The following is a 14022-nucleotide window of genomic DNA, read 5'->3' as shown; positions in this document are numbered from 1 at the left end:
CAAGAACCGCTCTCTGCAAATAACTCGTGCCCTCTGTTCGCCTGAATGCGCTGGATAGGAGATGGCATTTCCTTCACTACACATTCGATGAAATCGACAGTGTTTGCTGCTGTGCGCCGAGAACAGCACCTCGGAATCCGATAACGGGAGCAGTCATCGATAGCTGCGTACTGGTAAATTCCATGTGCTATTTTACTGGTATCCAACTGGACTCGAACACCAGGGACCGGGCGCTCGTATGTTTGGAAACCTTTTTTGCGTTGGTAAGTTACAATCGGTTTAACACAAGTTTCTTATAAAACTCTATGGATAGTCGCTGTGCTTAGGTGTGCTTGTAGAAGTCGGATTGGTTCTGTTTGTGAGCGCTGGGCACCAAAACTGCGTTTCTCGTGCACTTAAGGATCAATGTCGAGCATTATGTGGTTAAGCATCCTTGCTGATTTTAAAGCTTGGGGATAGCTAATCACCCCAAGTCATAACACCAGTGGTGAAAGCTACAGGCTTTGGTGAAGATAAATCTTCCAATATTGTTAATGTATAGGGGGCTTTGAGAAAAACAGGCTTTCCTGTTGTCTTGCAATTGCTAAAAAAATTAACAGAAAGTTGTCGAAAACTAGTTGACCTTACCATTGTTGGAACCTCTATCGTTTTTGGGGGCTCGCGGATTATCGCGAGTTAAAGCCAGATTTAATTTGTTATTCACTGACGATATGAGGTTACTCAGAATGACTTACTCAGCGTTCTTTAGATTTATCCATTTTTTTTGTGCTCTCGCTGTTTTTGCACTCATACCCCTTGGCTTCTATATGAAAGGAGTGGGTGACGAACAACTTCTTATCACGCTCTACGATTTACATAAATCGCTTGGGGTGTTGATTTTGGCTATGGTCATATTTCGAATATACCTGAGAATAAAAATCGTCGAGCCTACAAGCTCTGTAAGTCACACTAGGCTAGAGCGTAGTTTATCATTCATTACTCATAAGAGCCTTTATGCACTGCTTCTGATCATGCCGGTGTCTGGCTGGCTTATGTCAAATGCAGCGGGCTTTCCGGTTTCGTTTTTTGGATTATTCGAGCTTCCCTACTTGGTCGCCAAAAATGACGAAACAATAGGCATTTACCAGAATATTCACTTTTTTGCAGCCTTCGCTTTGATCGCCCTGATCATGTTGCACGCTGCTGGCGCACTAAAACATCATTTCATAGATAAAGATGAGACGCTAAAGCGTATGAGTTCAAATAATCTGGGTAAAGCAGGGGGAATATTTATTGCCTCAACGACGAGTTTGTTTTTTGCTGTTTCGATTTATCTTTGGTTATCTAGTGAAGGCGTTCAAAACAAAGCGCATGACAACGCACATGGTGCGGGGCATACGAGTATGGAGGCTTCTCTACACGCATTATCTCCAGAAGGTGTTATTAATCATTCACAAGAAGGCGCGCACGAATCTGAACACCACGGCACGCATTAATAGGTTTTCAATCAAGAGTATTAAACTATATACAGTGTAGTTGGCCACTTTTCCTTTTTACTCTGTTGTATTTGCAATTGCAGTAAGTGATTTTAACGCGCTGTATTACAAAATCTATGTGAGCATCGGGGTTTTGTTGGTGACTTACCTAGCCGACAAAATAAAGAATGTAGCAGTCTTGGTCGTCTTAGGAATGGGCTATACTTTTCACGCGAAATACGATGTGATTCACGAAAGATTATTTATTAATTCCGGTATGCCCACTTGATGGTATGAGTTCTGTGTCACGTTTGATGTAATTGTAGGTATTTTGCTGCCTCAATAAAAGGTTATATCGACTGATTGATGGCCGGAAATATGGATCATTGAAGGATGCCGAGCGTCAACTAACGGTCACATTTCCCTATGGAGAGCGTGAGAGATACACACCTCAAGATATCGTGAATCTGATGAAATATACCGAGTCGGTAGGGTGGAGTTACCAGGCGTTTGTGGATGAGTGGGAGAGCATGACCAGAAACTAGGCCAAGTTGGTGAGGTTATGGCTTTATATTCGTGATAGTGCTAATCCTTAGGGGGATAGCAACATTTTAGGAGCGAGAAATGAACTACTTTGCAGAGGACCCCTTCTAGGTTAATTAAACCTGGAGGGACCATGAAAAAATTAAAATCGCAATATCGCTATATGACCACAAAGGAGATTCGTGGTGTCATCTGGCGTGATTATGTGGCAATTCGCAGTGGCACTCACAAGCACTTTAGTACCAAGCAGGAGAAAAGCTTTTATTTCTTACACCAAATCGAGTGTAAAGGGTATCCGATTAAACTGCGTGCCGCACGAGGTAAGGCGCTGGCAGACCCTTGGGATGACTACGCTAGTACGGTTTACAAAACCGTTAAGAGCTGGAAGCACAATTCCAGACGCCAAAAGCAATACTATAAGTAGTGCTTTGTTCGTAAACGCCCGTTTTGGGCGTTTATCATTAATCCATTGAAATTTTTTCCTTTTGATCAGCCTCCCCCTCACTCCGATACTCATAAGTCTCCGAGAACCGCGACAAAATCCAGTCTCCTGCCGTGATGGTGGGATAGCGGGATTCTTCGCCGGGTGATAAACATGAGTCCAACGTGGTGACAGGGGTATCAAAATCCGGTTCAACAAAGAACGGCATCGAGAAGCGGGTGATGTTGTCGGTCGGGCTGACCACTCTGTGCGGCGTGGATTTGTAGCGATTGTTGGTCCAGCGCTGCATTAAATCGCCAATATTGACCACAAAGCTATTGGCAACGGGTGGCGCATCCAGCCATGTGCCGTTTACGTCCTGTACCTGTAATCCACCAATATCGTCCTGATATAGCAGGGTAATGCAGCCATAGTCGGTGTGTGCGCCTGCGCCATTGCTGTTTTGCGCCTGAGGAGGGTAGTGGATCAGACGAAGCACACTGATTGGACAGTTGAAATATTGGGTGAAAAAGTCTTCCGGTTGATTAAGGGCCAGTGCCATGGCCTTGAGTATCTTAAACGCGACCTGCAAAGTGAGGTCGTAGTGCTGCTGCATGACTTGTATGAACCCCTCAAGATTGGGGTACTGGTTAGGGCCGTACAGCAGAGGGCATCGCGCCACCTGGGGGTGATGCTCACTTAAATCGAGCGCCATATCAAACGTCTCTTTGAAATCCTGCGGGCCAGACGGGTCGAGCTGCTCGGCGTTCACCTGTCCCCAGCCACGATGGTTGGCAGACTGTTTGATATTGATTCTCTGCTTTTCATTTTGGTCTAAAGCAAAAAAAACATCGGCGATGGTTTGGGCTTTGGTAAATTGCTCGGCGGGGATGCCATGTCCCACCACATAGAAAAAGCCTTTATCACGACAGGCGTTATCTATTGACGTGATGACTTCTTGCCACTGTTTGGGGTCAGAGCCGGAGAGTGTGGATATGTCGATAATGGGTAAGCTTGCATTCATAGAGTGGTCCCAATTAGCCCAACTGAGATTGGGCTAATGTTTTGGTGGTGTTGTGAAGTGGTGTGTTGTTATTTAGGAATGGTCGCGTCGATGCCTTCGACATACCAGTTGACTGCAGCCAGCTCTTTGTCGTTGAGGGTGTGACCTGCTGCAATCACTTCTTTACCTGTGTTATCGACCATGGGGCCCGTGAACGGGTGGAACTCGCCAGATTTGATTTTTGCGTGAGTGGTCTTAATCGCTGTTTGAATGTCTGCTGGAAGCTCAGGGTTGATAGAAACGATCTGTAAGATATCTTCCTGGAAGCCACCCCAGAAGTCCTCTGGCTTCCATGTCTTCGCCATTACCTGCTTAACGGTATCAATGTAATGAGGAGCCCAGACATCACGAACGGAAAACATGTGCGCTTTCGGAGCAAAATGGCTCATATCAGAGGCCTGTCCAATACCCATTACGCCACGTTTTTCAGCCGCGATGAGCGGGGCCGGGCTATCCGTGTGTTGCACAATGATGTCTGCACCCTGATCGATCAGGGCATTGGCTGCGTCAGACTCTTTGCCCGGATCATACCAGGTGTTTACCCAGACAATCTTTATCTCGATATCGGGATTGACGCTCTTCGCACCAAGATAGACTGAGTTGATGTCTCGAATCACTTCTGGAATCGGGAACGAAGCGATATAGCCAATGGTGTTGGTTTTGGTCGCCATACCTGCGGCAACACCAGAAACATAGCGGCCTTCATAGGTACGCAATCCATAGGTCGAGACGTTCTTCGATTGTTTGTAGCCGGTCGCGTGTTCGAAGGTGACTTTCGGGAAGCGTTTAGCCGCTTTGATGGTGGGGTTCATAAAACCAAATGAAGTGGTAAAGATCACGTCGTGGCCGGATTTCGCTAGCTGGGTAATGACGCGCTCCGCATCCGCGCCTTCAGGCACATTTTCAACATAGGTCGTGGTGACCTTACCGTCAAAATACTGTTCCATCTCCTGTCGTCCCTGATCGTGTTCGTAGCTCCAGCCGTGATCCCCGACCGGGCCAACGTAAACAAAGCCGACTTTTAGCGGCGACTCTGCCAGTGTTGAGGTGGAAAAAATGGCAGACATGGTTAATGCTGCCGTGGTCATCCATTTGTTCAGTTTCATGAAATTCTCCATTTCTCTTTATGATTTTTGGAACGTGCCAGGAGCTACTGCAAAATACTGACCAACTTGTTGCTATTGTGTTAATTGTTGCTGTCTGGCGGTGTAACGCTTGTTTGATAGGGGGCGGCGGTCTGTTGAGTTGTGGAGTGAGGCGTGCTGCGTCGCTAGCCTCAGACTTGGTTGGCTGATTATGGTGAATCTCGGGTAACGACGCGCACCAAAGTTGTGCGATCTGCTGAAGGGAGCAGGTTTAGGTGGTATTGCCCTTTGCACTCTTAGGTACAAAGGGCAACGTTAAAGGTGCAAGTTCTCTAATGTAACTTGGGATCAAAGGGTTTGCCTAAGCTCGCCGGTGTGGCCAGTTTCTGTTTCAATGCATCTGAGCTGATGATCACCATCACGACGATGGTCGCCAGATATGGGGTCATGGCGAGCAGGTTAGGGGAGATATCAAAACCGAAGCCTTGCATCAGCAGGTGCAGGATAGAAGCGGCGCCAAACAGATAAGCCCCCAGTACTAAGTAGCCGATGCGCCACGACGCAAAGACAACCAGCGCCAGAGCAATCCAGCCACGGCCGGCGGTCATGTTCTCCATCCACATAGGGGTATAGACCAGCGACATGTAGGAGCCCGCAAGTCCCGCCATGGCACCACCGAACAGAGTGGTCATCATACGGACTTTTAATACGTTGAATCCGAGCGCAGTGGCAGAGTGAGGGTTTTCACCCACCGCCCGCAAGGTCAACCCGATAGTGGTTTTATTGATTACCCACCAACTTACACCCACCAATAGCAAACTCAGATAGATAAACACGTCCTGACTGAATAGCAGCGGGCCGAAAAACGGGATGTCCGACAGAAGCGGGATGTGGATATCCTGAAACCCATCGATGGTGGTACCGACCAGACTGGTGCCAAGAAAAGCGCTTAACCCGGTACCGAAAATAGTGAGCGCTAGCCCGGTGGCTACCTGATTGGTATTTAAGACCAGCGACAACAGGCCGAAAATCAAGGCCATCATCATGCCGGAAAAAATCGCCAGGCTGACACCAAAAAATAAACTACCTGTGTAGTAAGCACCCGCAAAACCCGCCATGGCGCCCATGAGCATCATGCCTTCCTGCCCTAAATTCAGTACGCCGGATTTTTCGCTGATCAGTTCACCGAGCGCGATCAACAGCAAAGGGGTACCCGTTTTCAACGTTGCGATGAGGAACTGTTGAAGCAGTATGATATCCATTAGAGTACTCCTTGATTTTGCGATTCGGATTGAGTGTTTGTTGCTGTGGTCGTCATCGTATTAACGGACTGACGCGATGCGGCCCTTTTTGAGAAGTAGGCTTTCGGTGACATGACTTTGATGCGATAGAAGATCAGAAAATCGCAGGCCAATAAGAAAAACAGTAAACAGCCCTGGAATAATCCGGTGATGGCTGTGGGCAGTCCGAGTTCAATTTGGGCTAAATCACTCCCCATATACAGCGCGCCCATAAAGAGAGCAGACACAATGATCCCATAGGGATTCAATCGTCCCAGATAGGCAACAATGATCGCGGCGTAGCCATAGCCAGGTGATACCGAGGGTATCAGTTGACCGATAGGGCCGGTTACTTCGGCCGCTCCGGCAAATCCGGCAAGTGCACCGGCAAATAACATCACTCCCCAAATGATTTTGTTACCGCTGAACCCGGCATAGCGTGCCGCAAGCTGGTCTTCACCGTAGACACGTATTTTAAAGCCGGGCAGGGTCTTGAATAAGGAGAAGCCACACAGCAGAGCCACAACTATGGCAATCAGAATGCTGATCGACGCTCGTCCTTCATCGAGTATCAGAGGAAGCAGTACGCTGTCAGAGAACATCACTGACTCGGGAAAGCCAAAACCTTGCGGGTCGGCAAGTGGGCCGTGAACTGCCCAAAGCAGGGTATAAAGCCCGATATAGTTGAGCATGATGGTGGTTAAAATGATGTTGGTATGGAAGGCCCGGTTCAAAAAGGTGGGTATCGCCGCCCATGCCATGCCCGCAGCGATGCCCGCAAGCAGAGCCAGAAATAACAGGCCGAACCCGCTGGTTTCGGTGGCATTGATCGCAACGTACGTGGTGGCGATGGCCCCGACGAGCAGCTGTCCTTCTGCACCAATGTTCCAAATATTGGCCCGATAACAAATTGCGAGTCCAACGGCACACAATAATAGCGGCGTCGATTTAACCAGTAGTTCGCCAATATTATAAGCATCGCTGAATGGCTGGATAATAAACACATTAAAGGCTTTGACGGGACTGACATCGAGCAGCATAAAAATGAGACTAGAGGTCAGCATGGTCAGGACAATGGCAATAAAAGGAGAAATCCAGGCCATCGCTTTGGAGCTTTCCACCCTTGGTTCTGCATTAAGCATACTGACTCTCCTTGTCTTGAATGAACCCGCCAGCGATCCATTTGCCGATTTCTTCTATGGTGGTTTGTTGAGTGTTGACGGTGGGGGACAATTGCCCTTCGTAGAGAACGGCCAGTTTGTCGCAGATGACAAACAGTTCATCAATATCCTCGGAGATCACCACAATGGCTGAGCCGGCATCTCTGAGTTCAATGATCTGTCTGTGAATGGCGCTCGCTGCACCTATGTCTACTCCCCAGGTAGGGTGGGCACAAATCAGCACCCGTGAAGCTTGCTTTACCTCCCGGCCGATGATGAATTTCTGGAGATTGCCGCCGGACAGGCTTTTTGCCTGCGAAAAGCGATCACGGCATTTGACGTTGTTGTCGGAGATGATCTGCTGCGCTAAAGATGCCAGTTTACGATGCTGGATCAGACCATGTTTGGTCAGGGTATCGGAATTGGTCAGAAGGGTATTGTCTTCCAGCGACATCTCGGGAACCGCCCCTTGGCCGAGTCGCTCTGCAGGAACATACGCCATACCCAGTTTGCGGCGTTTACCAGCGTCGAGATGACCAATGCCGCGCCCATTAAAAGTGATGCTGTCACTTTTTGTTCGGGTGTCTTCACCGCTTAACGCCGCTAACAGGTCCTCTTGCCCGTTGCCTGCGACTCCGGCGATGCCAAGGATCTCTCCTGCGTTCAGCTGAAACGAAACATTGTTTAATCCACACCCAAATGGATGAGATGGTGTTAGCGACAGCTGGTGGATCTCAAGTGCCGTGTTGTCGGAGCTCTTTTTCGGATAGTGTTCAGAAAGCTCCGCGTCGGATCCGACCATCATCCGGGCGATGGAGTCAGCGGTTTCATTGGCAGGGATGCATTCTCCGCTCACCTTTCCAGCGCGCAGGATTATTGCTCTGTCACACAGTTCCGTTACCTCTTTGAGTTTGTGACTGATGAACAATATGCTGCAGCCTTCTTTGGCCAGCTTTCGTAGTACACGAAATAACCCAGTCACCTCCAAAGGGGTCAATACCGATGTTGGTTCGTCTAGTATCAGCAGTTTCACGTCTTGCATCAGGCAGCGAACGATCTCAACTCTCTGACGTTCGCCAATGCTCAAACTGTGTACGTAGCGATCAGGCTGGACATGAAGGTCATATTTCTCGCTGATTTCGAGAATGTGCTTTCGCAGGTCGCCAATTTTATTACGAAACTCTTTGTCGAGGGCGAGCTCAATGTTTTCCTGGACGGTCAAGGTTTCAAACACTGAGAAATGCTGGAACACCATGCCAATGCCCATACGCCTCGCCTGATTAGGAGAGTCTATGGTGACTTCATGGTTGTTCCATAAAATGGCACCGCTGTCTGGCTGGTTCGTACCATAGATCATTTTTACCAGCGTCGATTTGCCTGCACCATTTTCGCCCAGTAGCGCGAGAATTTCCCCTTTATGGAGCATCATGTCGACATTGTCGTTGGCGATCACGCCGGGAAAAGCCTTACTGACGTGCCAGAGTTCCAGTAGTGGTGGGTTTTTCATTTCGCACAGAATCCTTTCAAATGCTTAAGGTGAAGAGCTCAATGCAATAAACTGACCAAGTTTTATCCCTCCGATGGTACGTTGTTTGTATGGTCTCTTTGAACAGTCGGATATCCACTGTCCAGTCGTGGTGCGTATGCACCACTCTGGTAGGAAAGGAGAGGGAAGGGTCAGGGTGAGGGCTTACTGCTCATTGCATCTCTTAAGATACCGCTACAAATGAAACCACACTCCTCTTGATATTCTCGGCAAATAACTTCGCCAATTGTGACATTGGCTTATGCGCTGGGGTCAGAATGGCGTGGTCGAATGTAATTACCGGAGCGAACCGGCGGAAGATGACGTTACCCTGACCGCCTTTGTAGTGCTTGTAACTGGCGGCGCTGATCGGGTCGCAGATACACGCGCACAACTTCTGCTCCACAAACTCAAACCCAGAAATATAGTTTTGCAGTTCAAACCTGGGGCGATATTTCACGTTGTGTTCTTCAAACAGGACTCGCAGGTGTTCACTTGCCGCGTGGCGCGTAAACAGCGTTGCTAAGGGCTCGTTATCGAGGTCTTTAGGGGTTATGACTTCTTTGGTCGCAAGCGGGTGGTCGATATGCAGAGCAACCACACCTTCAAGGTGAATCGGCTCGACATGAAATGAATCCCGGTCTTTGGGCAGTTCTGAGTAGCCAATATCGTATTGCTGAGAGGCAATCCAATCCTGAACCATGGTGGAGCTGCGCATCATCATCGATACCTCAACCTCAGGCCTGTCTTTGACAAATTCGGCGATCACATGGGGCATAAAGAAAAGCGCCGCTGCGGGCATACAGGCGATTCGAAGTTTACCTCGGGTGAGGTTTTTTACTTCCGCCATCAGCTGTGTTGAGCGTGACAAGCGCTCCAGAATGGCGTCCGTCTCTTCAAGCAGAAAGTACGCCTCAGGCTTAGGGACTAACCGTCCCTTATGTCGCTCAAACAGAGAAAAACCAAGTTCTTTCTCTAATCCGACCAGCATAGCGCTGATCGCAGGTTGAGTTCGGCACAAGGTTTTGGCGGCTAATGTCACCGAACCTGAGCGCATCACGGTGCGGAAGGTTTCGAGTTGTTTGATCGAGATGTTGCTCATTTTAACCTATAAGAAAAACTTATTACTTTAGAGGAATTTTAAATTTGTTTTTATCATCTGTCACCTTTAAATTAACTTGGTGTTTACAAATAAAACAATAAGGAAATGTACCAGTGGAGCAAAAATTCAGATATCTGCTCACCTTCCTGATTGCATCGGTGGCTTTGATGCAGTTCGTTCAGGTGGTGACACGATATGTTTTTGAGGTCCCGATTATGGGACTGGAAGAGTCGATGGTGATCCCCACCTTGTGGCTCTACATGCTTGGTGCCGTTAATGCGTCCAGGGAAGATACGCAAATACGAGCAAATGTGTTGGAAATCTTTATTAAGACAGAGCGTGGCCACCAGATCCTGGCGCTGATCAGTGAGACGATCAGTTTAGTGATTTCGAGCTGGCTTACCTATTGGGCATGGGATTACGTCAAGTACGCATGGAGGGTCTGGAAGGAGAGTCCTACGCTCTATATCCCCACTTTCTATCACGAATGTTCCGTATTTATCGGTTTACTTCTGATCACTCTCTTTATTGCCATGCACATTGTCAGGTTGATTCGTCAACTTAAGTCTCCAACTTACATAGAAAACAAGGTTTAAATTATGATTGAAGTAGCTCTGTTGGCAGTGGCCGTTTTGGTCATACTGCTAACCTTCGGTGTGCCATTACCGTTCTGTTTTGGCGGTGCATTAATGGTCATGAGCTTCGTCGGCGACATGTCGATGAAAGGAAATATGATGTGGGGTGCCGGTCAGTTAATGAACCCCGTTTTGCTTGCGATACCTCTTTTTGTACTGGCTGGCACCATCATGAGCCGCAGCGGCATTGCCGCCAGTCTGCTCGGGTTTGTGAACGTATTTGTGGGTCATATACGTGGTGGTTTGGGCATTGTTGCGTCGTTCAGTTGCGCCATTATTGGTGCTATCTCTGGCAGTGGTCTGACAGGCGTGGCGGCGATCGGTCCCTTGCTTATCCCTGAGATGGAAAAGCGCGGCTACCCAAGAGCTTATGCGACCGCGTTAATTGCCAACTCGTCGATTCTGGGGCTGTTGATCCCACCGAGTGTCACCATGATTGTTTACGGTTGGGTGACCGATACATCGATTCTGGCCTGTTTCCTGGCCACGCTTGGTCCGGGCCTGCTGGTAACGTTCAATTTCGCCATGATCAACATCTACAAGGCGCGCAAGTTTCCTCTGATTCTGGATGACAAGCCTACTATGTCAGAGATGATCAAACAGACATCCAGCAAAACGTTTACGGCAGTACCAGCACTATTAATGCCAGTGATTATTCTTGGCGGGATTTACGGCGGCGTGATGACACCAACCGAGGCCGCGGCTGTTGCGGTTATTTACGCGGTGCCAGTTGGCTTTCTGATCTACAAAGGTCTGAGCTGGAAGACGCTGCTTATTTCGGGCAAAGAGTCGGCAACCGCCGTTGGCTCAATCATGTTCATGATTCTGTTCAGTCTGATCCTGAGTCAAATGTTTGTGGTCGAAGATATTCCACAGCAATTGGTTGAAGCGATTTTTGGGGTCACTGAGAACAAAGTCCTGCTACTGATTTTCATCAATATCTTACTGTTTTTGGTAGGAATGGTGGTCAATGATCTGACTGCAATCATTCTTATCGCGCCACTTTTGCTACCGCTTATGACAGCGATTGGTATCAGCCCAATTCAGTTCGCTGCGATTATGGGGGTCAATACGGCAATGGGTGGTGTGACTCCGCCGTACGCATCGATCCTTTATCTAGGCGCTCGTATCGGTAACGTCAAGTTCTCTGAGGTGGTTGGCCCTGCGATGTCATTAATCGTATTTGGTTATCTGCCTGTCGTGATTCTTACCTCATTCTGGTCAGAACTCTCATTATTCCTCCCTACTGTGTTTGGTTACTAAAAGGAAATTACCATGATCAAAACAAGTATGTTTGCACCAACAAAGACACTGAAAAAATGTACTGTGCTCGCTTCGCTCATCGCTGCAACGATGACTGCGATACCTGCACAAGCAACAACCCTGAAAATCAGCCATGTTCGCCCGCAGGGTACCGTGGTGGATACCGACATCAAACAGCTAAGTGAAGAGCTTAAGACGGCGACAGATGGCGATCTAAAGCTCAGAGTGTATGCGGCGAATGCACTCGGTGACTACACCTTGGTCCAGGAGCGGATCTCTGTTGGTGCGATCGATATGGCACTGCAGCCTGCATCCACCTCTACCGACAGAAAAATGCAAATTGGCTTGCTGCCGTTTTTAGCCAACAACTGGGAAGAGGCGCAGAACATTTATGGAAGCGGGGCACCAGTGCGTCAGGCGATGGAGAAGCTGTTTGCCAAACAGGACATCACTCTGCTGGCGGCCTATCCGGTGTATTTTGGCGGAATCTCGCTTAACCGAAGCGCGGTCGATGCAGGCAACCCGGATGTGAATAAGGGTATCAAACTTCGCGTACCACCAATTAAAAGCTTCCAATTGTTGGCGGATAACGTGGGTTATATAGGCTCTCCGCTGCCATTCTCTGAGGCGTTTACCGCAGTACAGACGGGCGTTGTTGATGGTGTGATTGGATCTGGTGCGGAGGGATATTATGCCTCATTCCGTGATGTGACCAAAACTTACATTCCCCTTAATACACACTTTGAGATTTGGTACTTGATGATCAACTCAGAGCGCCTGGACGATCTGGATGATAACGAGAAAAGCGCACTGGTCGCGGCAGCCGCGCAATTTGAATCTCGTCGTTGGGATGCAGCACAACAGGATCAGAGCGCCAATGAGCAGAAATTGGTCGATGCGGGCGCAACCATTGTTGAGGTAACGCCAGCTCAGCTGAAACTCACGGCAGAGAAAGTCCGCGCGACAGTGTGGCCGCAGATCATCGACGACATCGGCTCTGAATGGAGTCAACCAATCCTAGACAAAGCGCTGAACTAAACCTGGCGCACGTTCATCGGGGCGCGACCGCGCCCCAAATAATCTAAGTCTGAAGAGAACGATATGAAACCGGAATATATTGTAGTCGGTGGAGGTGTCGTGGGCTGCGCTGTGGCTTACGGATTGCTCAAAGCCGGACATAAAGTCACCGTATTAGACGGTGGGGATAGTGCCCACCGAGCCTCACGAGGCAATTTTGGGTTGGTGTGGCTATCCAGTAAAGGTTTAGACGCACCGCATTACGCTGCCTGGACAAGGCGCTCAATCAATTTGTGGCGCAATCTGGCCGATGAGCTGGAAGAGCTCACGGGTGACAACCTTAACCTCGTTCAGCAAGGTGGCTACGACTTCCATTTTTGTGAGCAAGAGATGGCCGCGAAGGTCAGACAGTATGAAGCGCTCCGTGAACAGTTGGGCACGGACCATCCTTACGAAATCTGGGACAGAGAACGACTATTAGCGGAAGAGCCGGAAATTGGCCCTGAGGTGGTTGGCGCCATTTATGGTCCGGAAGATGGTCACGTAAACCCGCTAAAACTGCTTCGAACTTATATCGCCGCAATTCAGAGTATTGGCGGCAAAGTGGTGGCGGGCGTCAATGTTGTCGATGCCAGCAAAGACAGCTCGGGACGTTTTGAAGTCTTGCTCGAAGATGGCACGCGTTATCACAGCGACAAAGTGATCCTGTCTGCGGGACTGGGGGCGGCGACGCTGGGGCCAAAGCTGGGTTTCGTGGCACCTGTTAGCGCGCAAAAAGGGCAAGTGCTGATCACCGAAAAACTGCCCCCAAATAAGCTCAAGCGACCCTCAGGGATTATCCGACAGGTTGATGAAGGGGGCATTCAGATTGGTGACTCTAAGGAAAATCAGGGCCTGGATGACAGTGACACCCTGGAGGTCACTGCGGCCATTGCGGAGCGGGCGATCGCGGTATATCCGTTTTTGGCTCAGACCAAGCTGGTCCGCAGTTGGGGGTCGATTCGAATTATATCGCCCGATGGTGTACCGATTTATCAGCAGTCTAAAACGAACCAGGGTGCGTATCTCGTTAGTTGCCATAGCGGCATCACGCTAGCTGCGGCCCACAGCTATTTGCTTCCGTATTGGTTAGAGGGTGCGGTGGATGCACCTGATTTGGAGTTGTTCAGTGAAGACAGATTCTAAGTTTCAAAGATTGGTTGCGTCTGAGACGCAGCAACAAACGGTTCAGTTTTTCTGGGAAGGAAAATCCTATACGGCCTTAGCCGGTGACACCATAGCATCGGCACTGCTTGCCGCAGGTGTGGATCATACCCGAGAGTCTCCCCAATCTGGTTCGCCACGAGCACCATTTTGCATGATGGGCAGCTGTTTTGAATGTCGTGTGGAAGTTGATGGTGAACACAATGTACAGGCGTGTATGAATGTGATTCAAGACGGTATGTCTATTCAGCGTCAAAGTAGTTAATGGGAG

Annotated in this window: 13 protein-coding genes and 1 pseudogene; 7 read left to right on the top strand and 7 right to left on the bottom strand. The window is 49.0% G+C overall.

Annotated elements, in window-relative coordinates; genetic code table 11:
• Positions 1-11 precede the first annotated feature (11 nt).
• A pseudogene (locus C4S60_RS23650) lies at positions 12-386 on the bottom strand (transposase family protein); the annotation flags it as partial.
• Positions 387-725: 339 nt separating this feature from the next.
• Here C4S60_RS23650 and C4S60_RS10395 point away from each other — a divergent pair.
• On the top strand, positions 726-1475 hold the full coding sequence (locus tag C4S60_RS10395; protein WP_160111354.1) for a cytochrome b: 750 nt from the start codon (positions 726-728) through the stop codon (positions 1473-1475).
• A gap of 655 nt (positions 1476-2130) precedes the next feature.
• Positions 2131-2421, top strand: coding sequence for a hypothetical protein (locus C4S60_RS10390; protein WP_103880282.1), 291 nt, complete (start codon positions 2131-2133; stop codon positions 2419-2421).
• A 37-nt stretch (positions 2422-2458) separates the two neighbouring features.
• On the opposite strand, the gene C4S60_RS10385 is transcribed toward C4S60_RS10390, so the two are convergent.
• The 6 genes from C4S60_RS10385 to C4S60_RS10360 form a co-directional block, all read right to left on the bottom strand.
• A complete protein-coding gene (locus C4S60_RS10385; protein ID WP_103880281.1) occupies positions 2459-3442 on the bottom strand; it encodes an isopenicillin N synthase family dioxygenase in 984 nt (327 codons plus the stop codon).
• Positions 3443-3510: 68 nt separating this feature from the next.
• Complete coding sequence (locus C4S60_RS10380) at positions 3511-4587, bottom strand: BMP family ABC transporter substrate-binding protein (protein WP_103880280.1); 1077 nt, start codon at positions 4585-4587, stop codon at positions 3511-3513.
• 311 nt (positions 4588-4898) lie between these two features.
• Complete coding sequence (locus C4S60_RS10375) at positions 4899-5828, bottom strand: ABC transporter permease (protein ID WP_103880279.1); 930 nt, start codon at positions 5826-5828, stop codon at positions 4899-4901.
• Positions 5828-6988: an ABC transporter permease gene (locus C4S60_RS10370; protein ID WP_103880278.1), complete on the bottom strand. Its 1161-nt coding sequence runs from the start codon at positions 6986-6988 to the stop codon at positions 5828-5830. The genes C4S60_RS10375 and C4S60_RS10370 overlap by 1 nt, the downstream gene beginning before the upstream one ends.
• Complete coding sequence (locus tag C4S60_RS10365; protein WP_103880277.1) at positions 6981-8513, bottom strand: ABC transporter ATP-binding protein; 1533 nt, start codon at positions 8511-8513, stop codon at positions 6981-6983. The genes C4S60_RS10370 and C4S60_RS10365 overlap by 8 nt, the downstream gene beginning before the upstream one ends.
• 202 nt (positions 8514-8715) lie before the next feature.
• Positions 8716-9633, bottom strand: coding sequence for a LysR family transcriptional regulator (locus tag C4S60_RS10360; protein ID WP_103880276.1), 918 nt, complete (start codon positions 9631-9633; stop codon positions 8716-8718).
• A gap of 113 nt (positions 9634-9746) precedes the next feature.
• On the opposite strand from C4S60_RS10360, the gene C4S60_RS10355 reads away from it, so the two are divergent.
• From C4S60_RS10355 to C4S60_RS10335, 5 genes are all read left to right on the top strand, one after another.
• Positions 9747-10229, top strand: a complete 483-nt coding sequence (locus tag C4S60_RS10355) for a TRAP transporter small permease (protein ID WP_103880275.1) — start codon at positions 9747-9749, stop codon at positions 10227-10229.
• A 3-nt stretch (positions 10230-10232) separates the two neighbouring features.
• Entirely contained in the window at positions 10233-11531 is a 1299-nt protein-coding gene (locus C4S60_RS10350) for a TRAP transporter large permease (protein ID WP_103880274.1), read from the top strand.
• Positions 11532-11543: 12 nt separating this feature from the next.
• Complete coding sequence (gene dctP, locus C4S60_RS10345; RefSeq protein WP_103880273.1) at positions 11544-12569, top strand: TRAP transporter substrate-binding protein DctP; 1026 nt, start codon at positions 11544-11546, stop codon at positions 12567-12569.
• Between the two features lie 63 nt (positions 12570-12632).
• Positions 12633-13733, top strand: a complete 1101-nt coding sequence (locus tag C4S60_RS10340; protein ID WP_103880272.1) for an NAD(P)/FAD-dependent oxidoreductase — start codon at positions 12633-12635, stop codon at positions 13731-13733.
• A complete protein-coding gene (locus C4S60_RS10335; protein ID WP_103880271.1) occupies positions 13717-14016 on the top strand; it encodes a (2Fe-2S)-binding protein in 300 nt (99 codons plus the stop codon). Before C4S60_RS10340 ends, C4S60_RS10335 begins: the two co-directional genes overlap by 17 nt.
• Positions 14017-14022: the final 6 nt, after the last annotated feature.

Origin of the sequence: Vibrio hangzhouensis, assembly GCF_900107935.1 — a bacterium.
GTDB classification, from domain to species: Bacteria; Pseudomonadota; Gammaproteobacteria; order Enterobacterales; family Vibrionaceae; genus Vibrio; species Vibrio hangzhouensis.
The sequence above is the reverse complement of the archived record's forward strand: the minus strand, read 5'-3'. Positions and strand labels throughout refer to the sequence as shown.

What these genes read in the sequence shown, in the direction of transcription:
- C4S60_RS10395 (WP_160111354.1), top strand. Translation starts at nt 726, where the DNA reads ATGACTTACTCAGCGTTCTTTAGATTTATCCATTTTTTTTGTGCTCTC.
- C4S60_RS10390 (WP_103880282.1), top strand. Translation starts at nt 2,131, where the DNA reads ATGAAAAAATTAAAATCGCAATATCGCTATATGACCACAAAGGAGATT.
- C4S60_RS10385 (WP_103880281.1), bottom strand. Translation starts at nt 3,442, where the DNA reads ATGAATGCAAGCTTACCCATTATCGACATATCCACACTCTCCGGCTCT.
- C4S60_RS10380 (WP_103880280.1), bottom strand. Translation starts at nt 4,587, where the DNA reads ATGAAACTGAACAAATGGATGACCACGGCAGCATTAACCATGTCTGCC.
- C4S60_RS10375 (WP_103880279.1), bottom strand. Translation starts at nt 5,828, where the DNA reads ATGGATATCATACTGCTTCAACAGTTCCTCATCGCAACGTTGAAAACG.
- C4S60_RS10370 (WP_103880278.1), bottom strand. Translation starts at nt 6,988, where the DNA reads ATGCTTAATGCAGAACCAAGGGTGGAAAGCTCCAAAGCGATGGCCTGG.
- C4S60_RS10365 (WP_103880277.1), bottom strand. Translation starts at nt 8,513, where the DNA reads ATGAAAAACCCACCACTACTGGAACTCTGGCACGTCAGTAAGGCTTTT.
- C4S60_RS10360 (WP_103880276.1), bottom strand. Translation starts at nt 9,633, where the DNA reads ATGAGCAACATCTCGATCAAACAACTCGAAACCTTCCGCACCGTGATG.
- C4S60_RS10350 (WP_103880274.1), top strand. Translation starts at nt 10,233, where the DNA reads ATGATTGAAGTAGCTCTGTTGGCAGTGGCCGTTTTGGTCATACTGCTA.
- dctP (WP_103880273.1), top strand. Translation starts at nt 11,544, where the DNA reads ATGATCAAAACAAGTATGTTTGCACCAACAAAGACACTGAAAAAATGT.
- C4S60_RS10340 (WP_103880272.1), top strand. Translation starts at nt 12,633, where the DNA reads ATGAAACCGGAATATATTGTAGTCGGTGGAGGTGTCGTGGGCTGCGCT.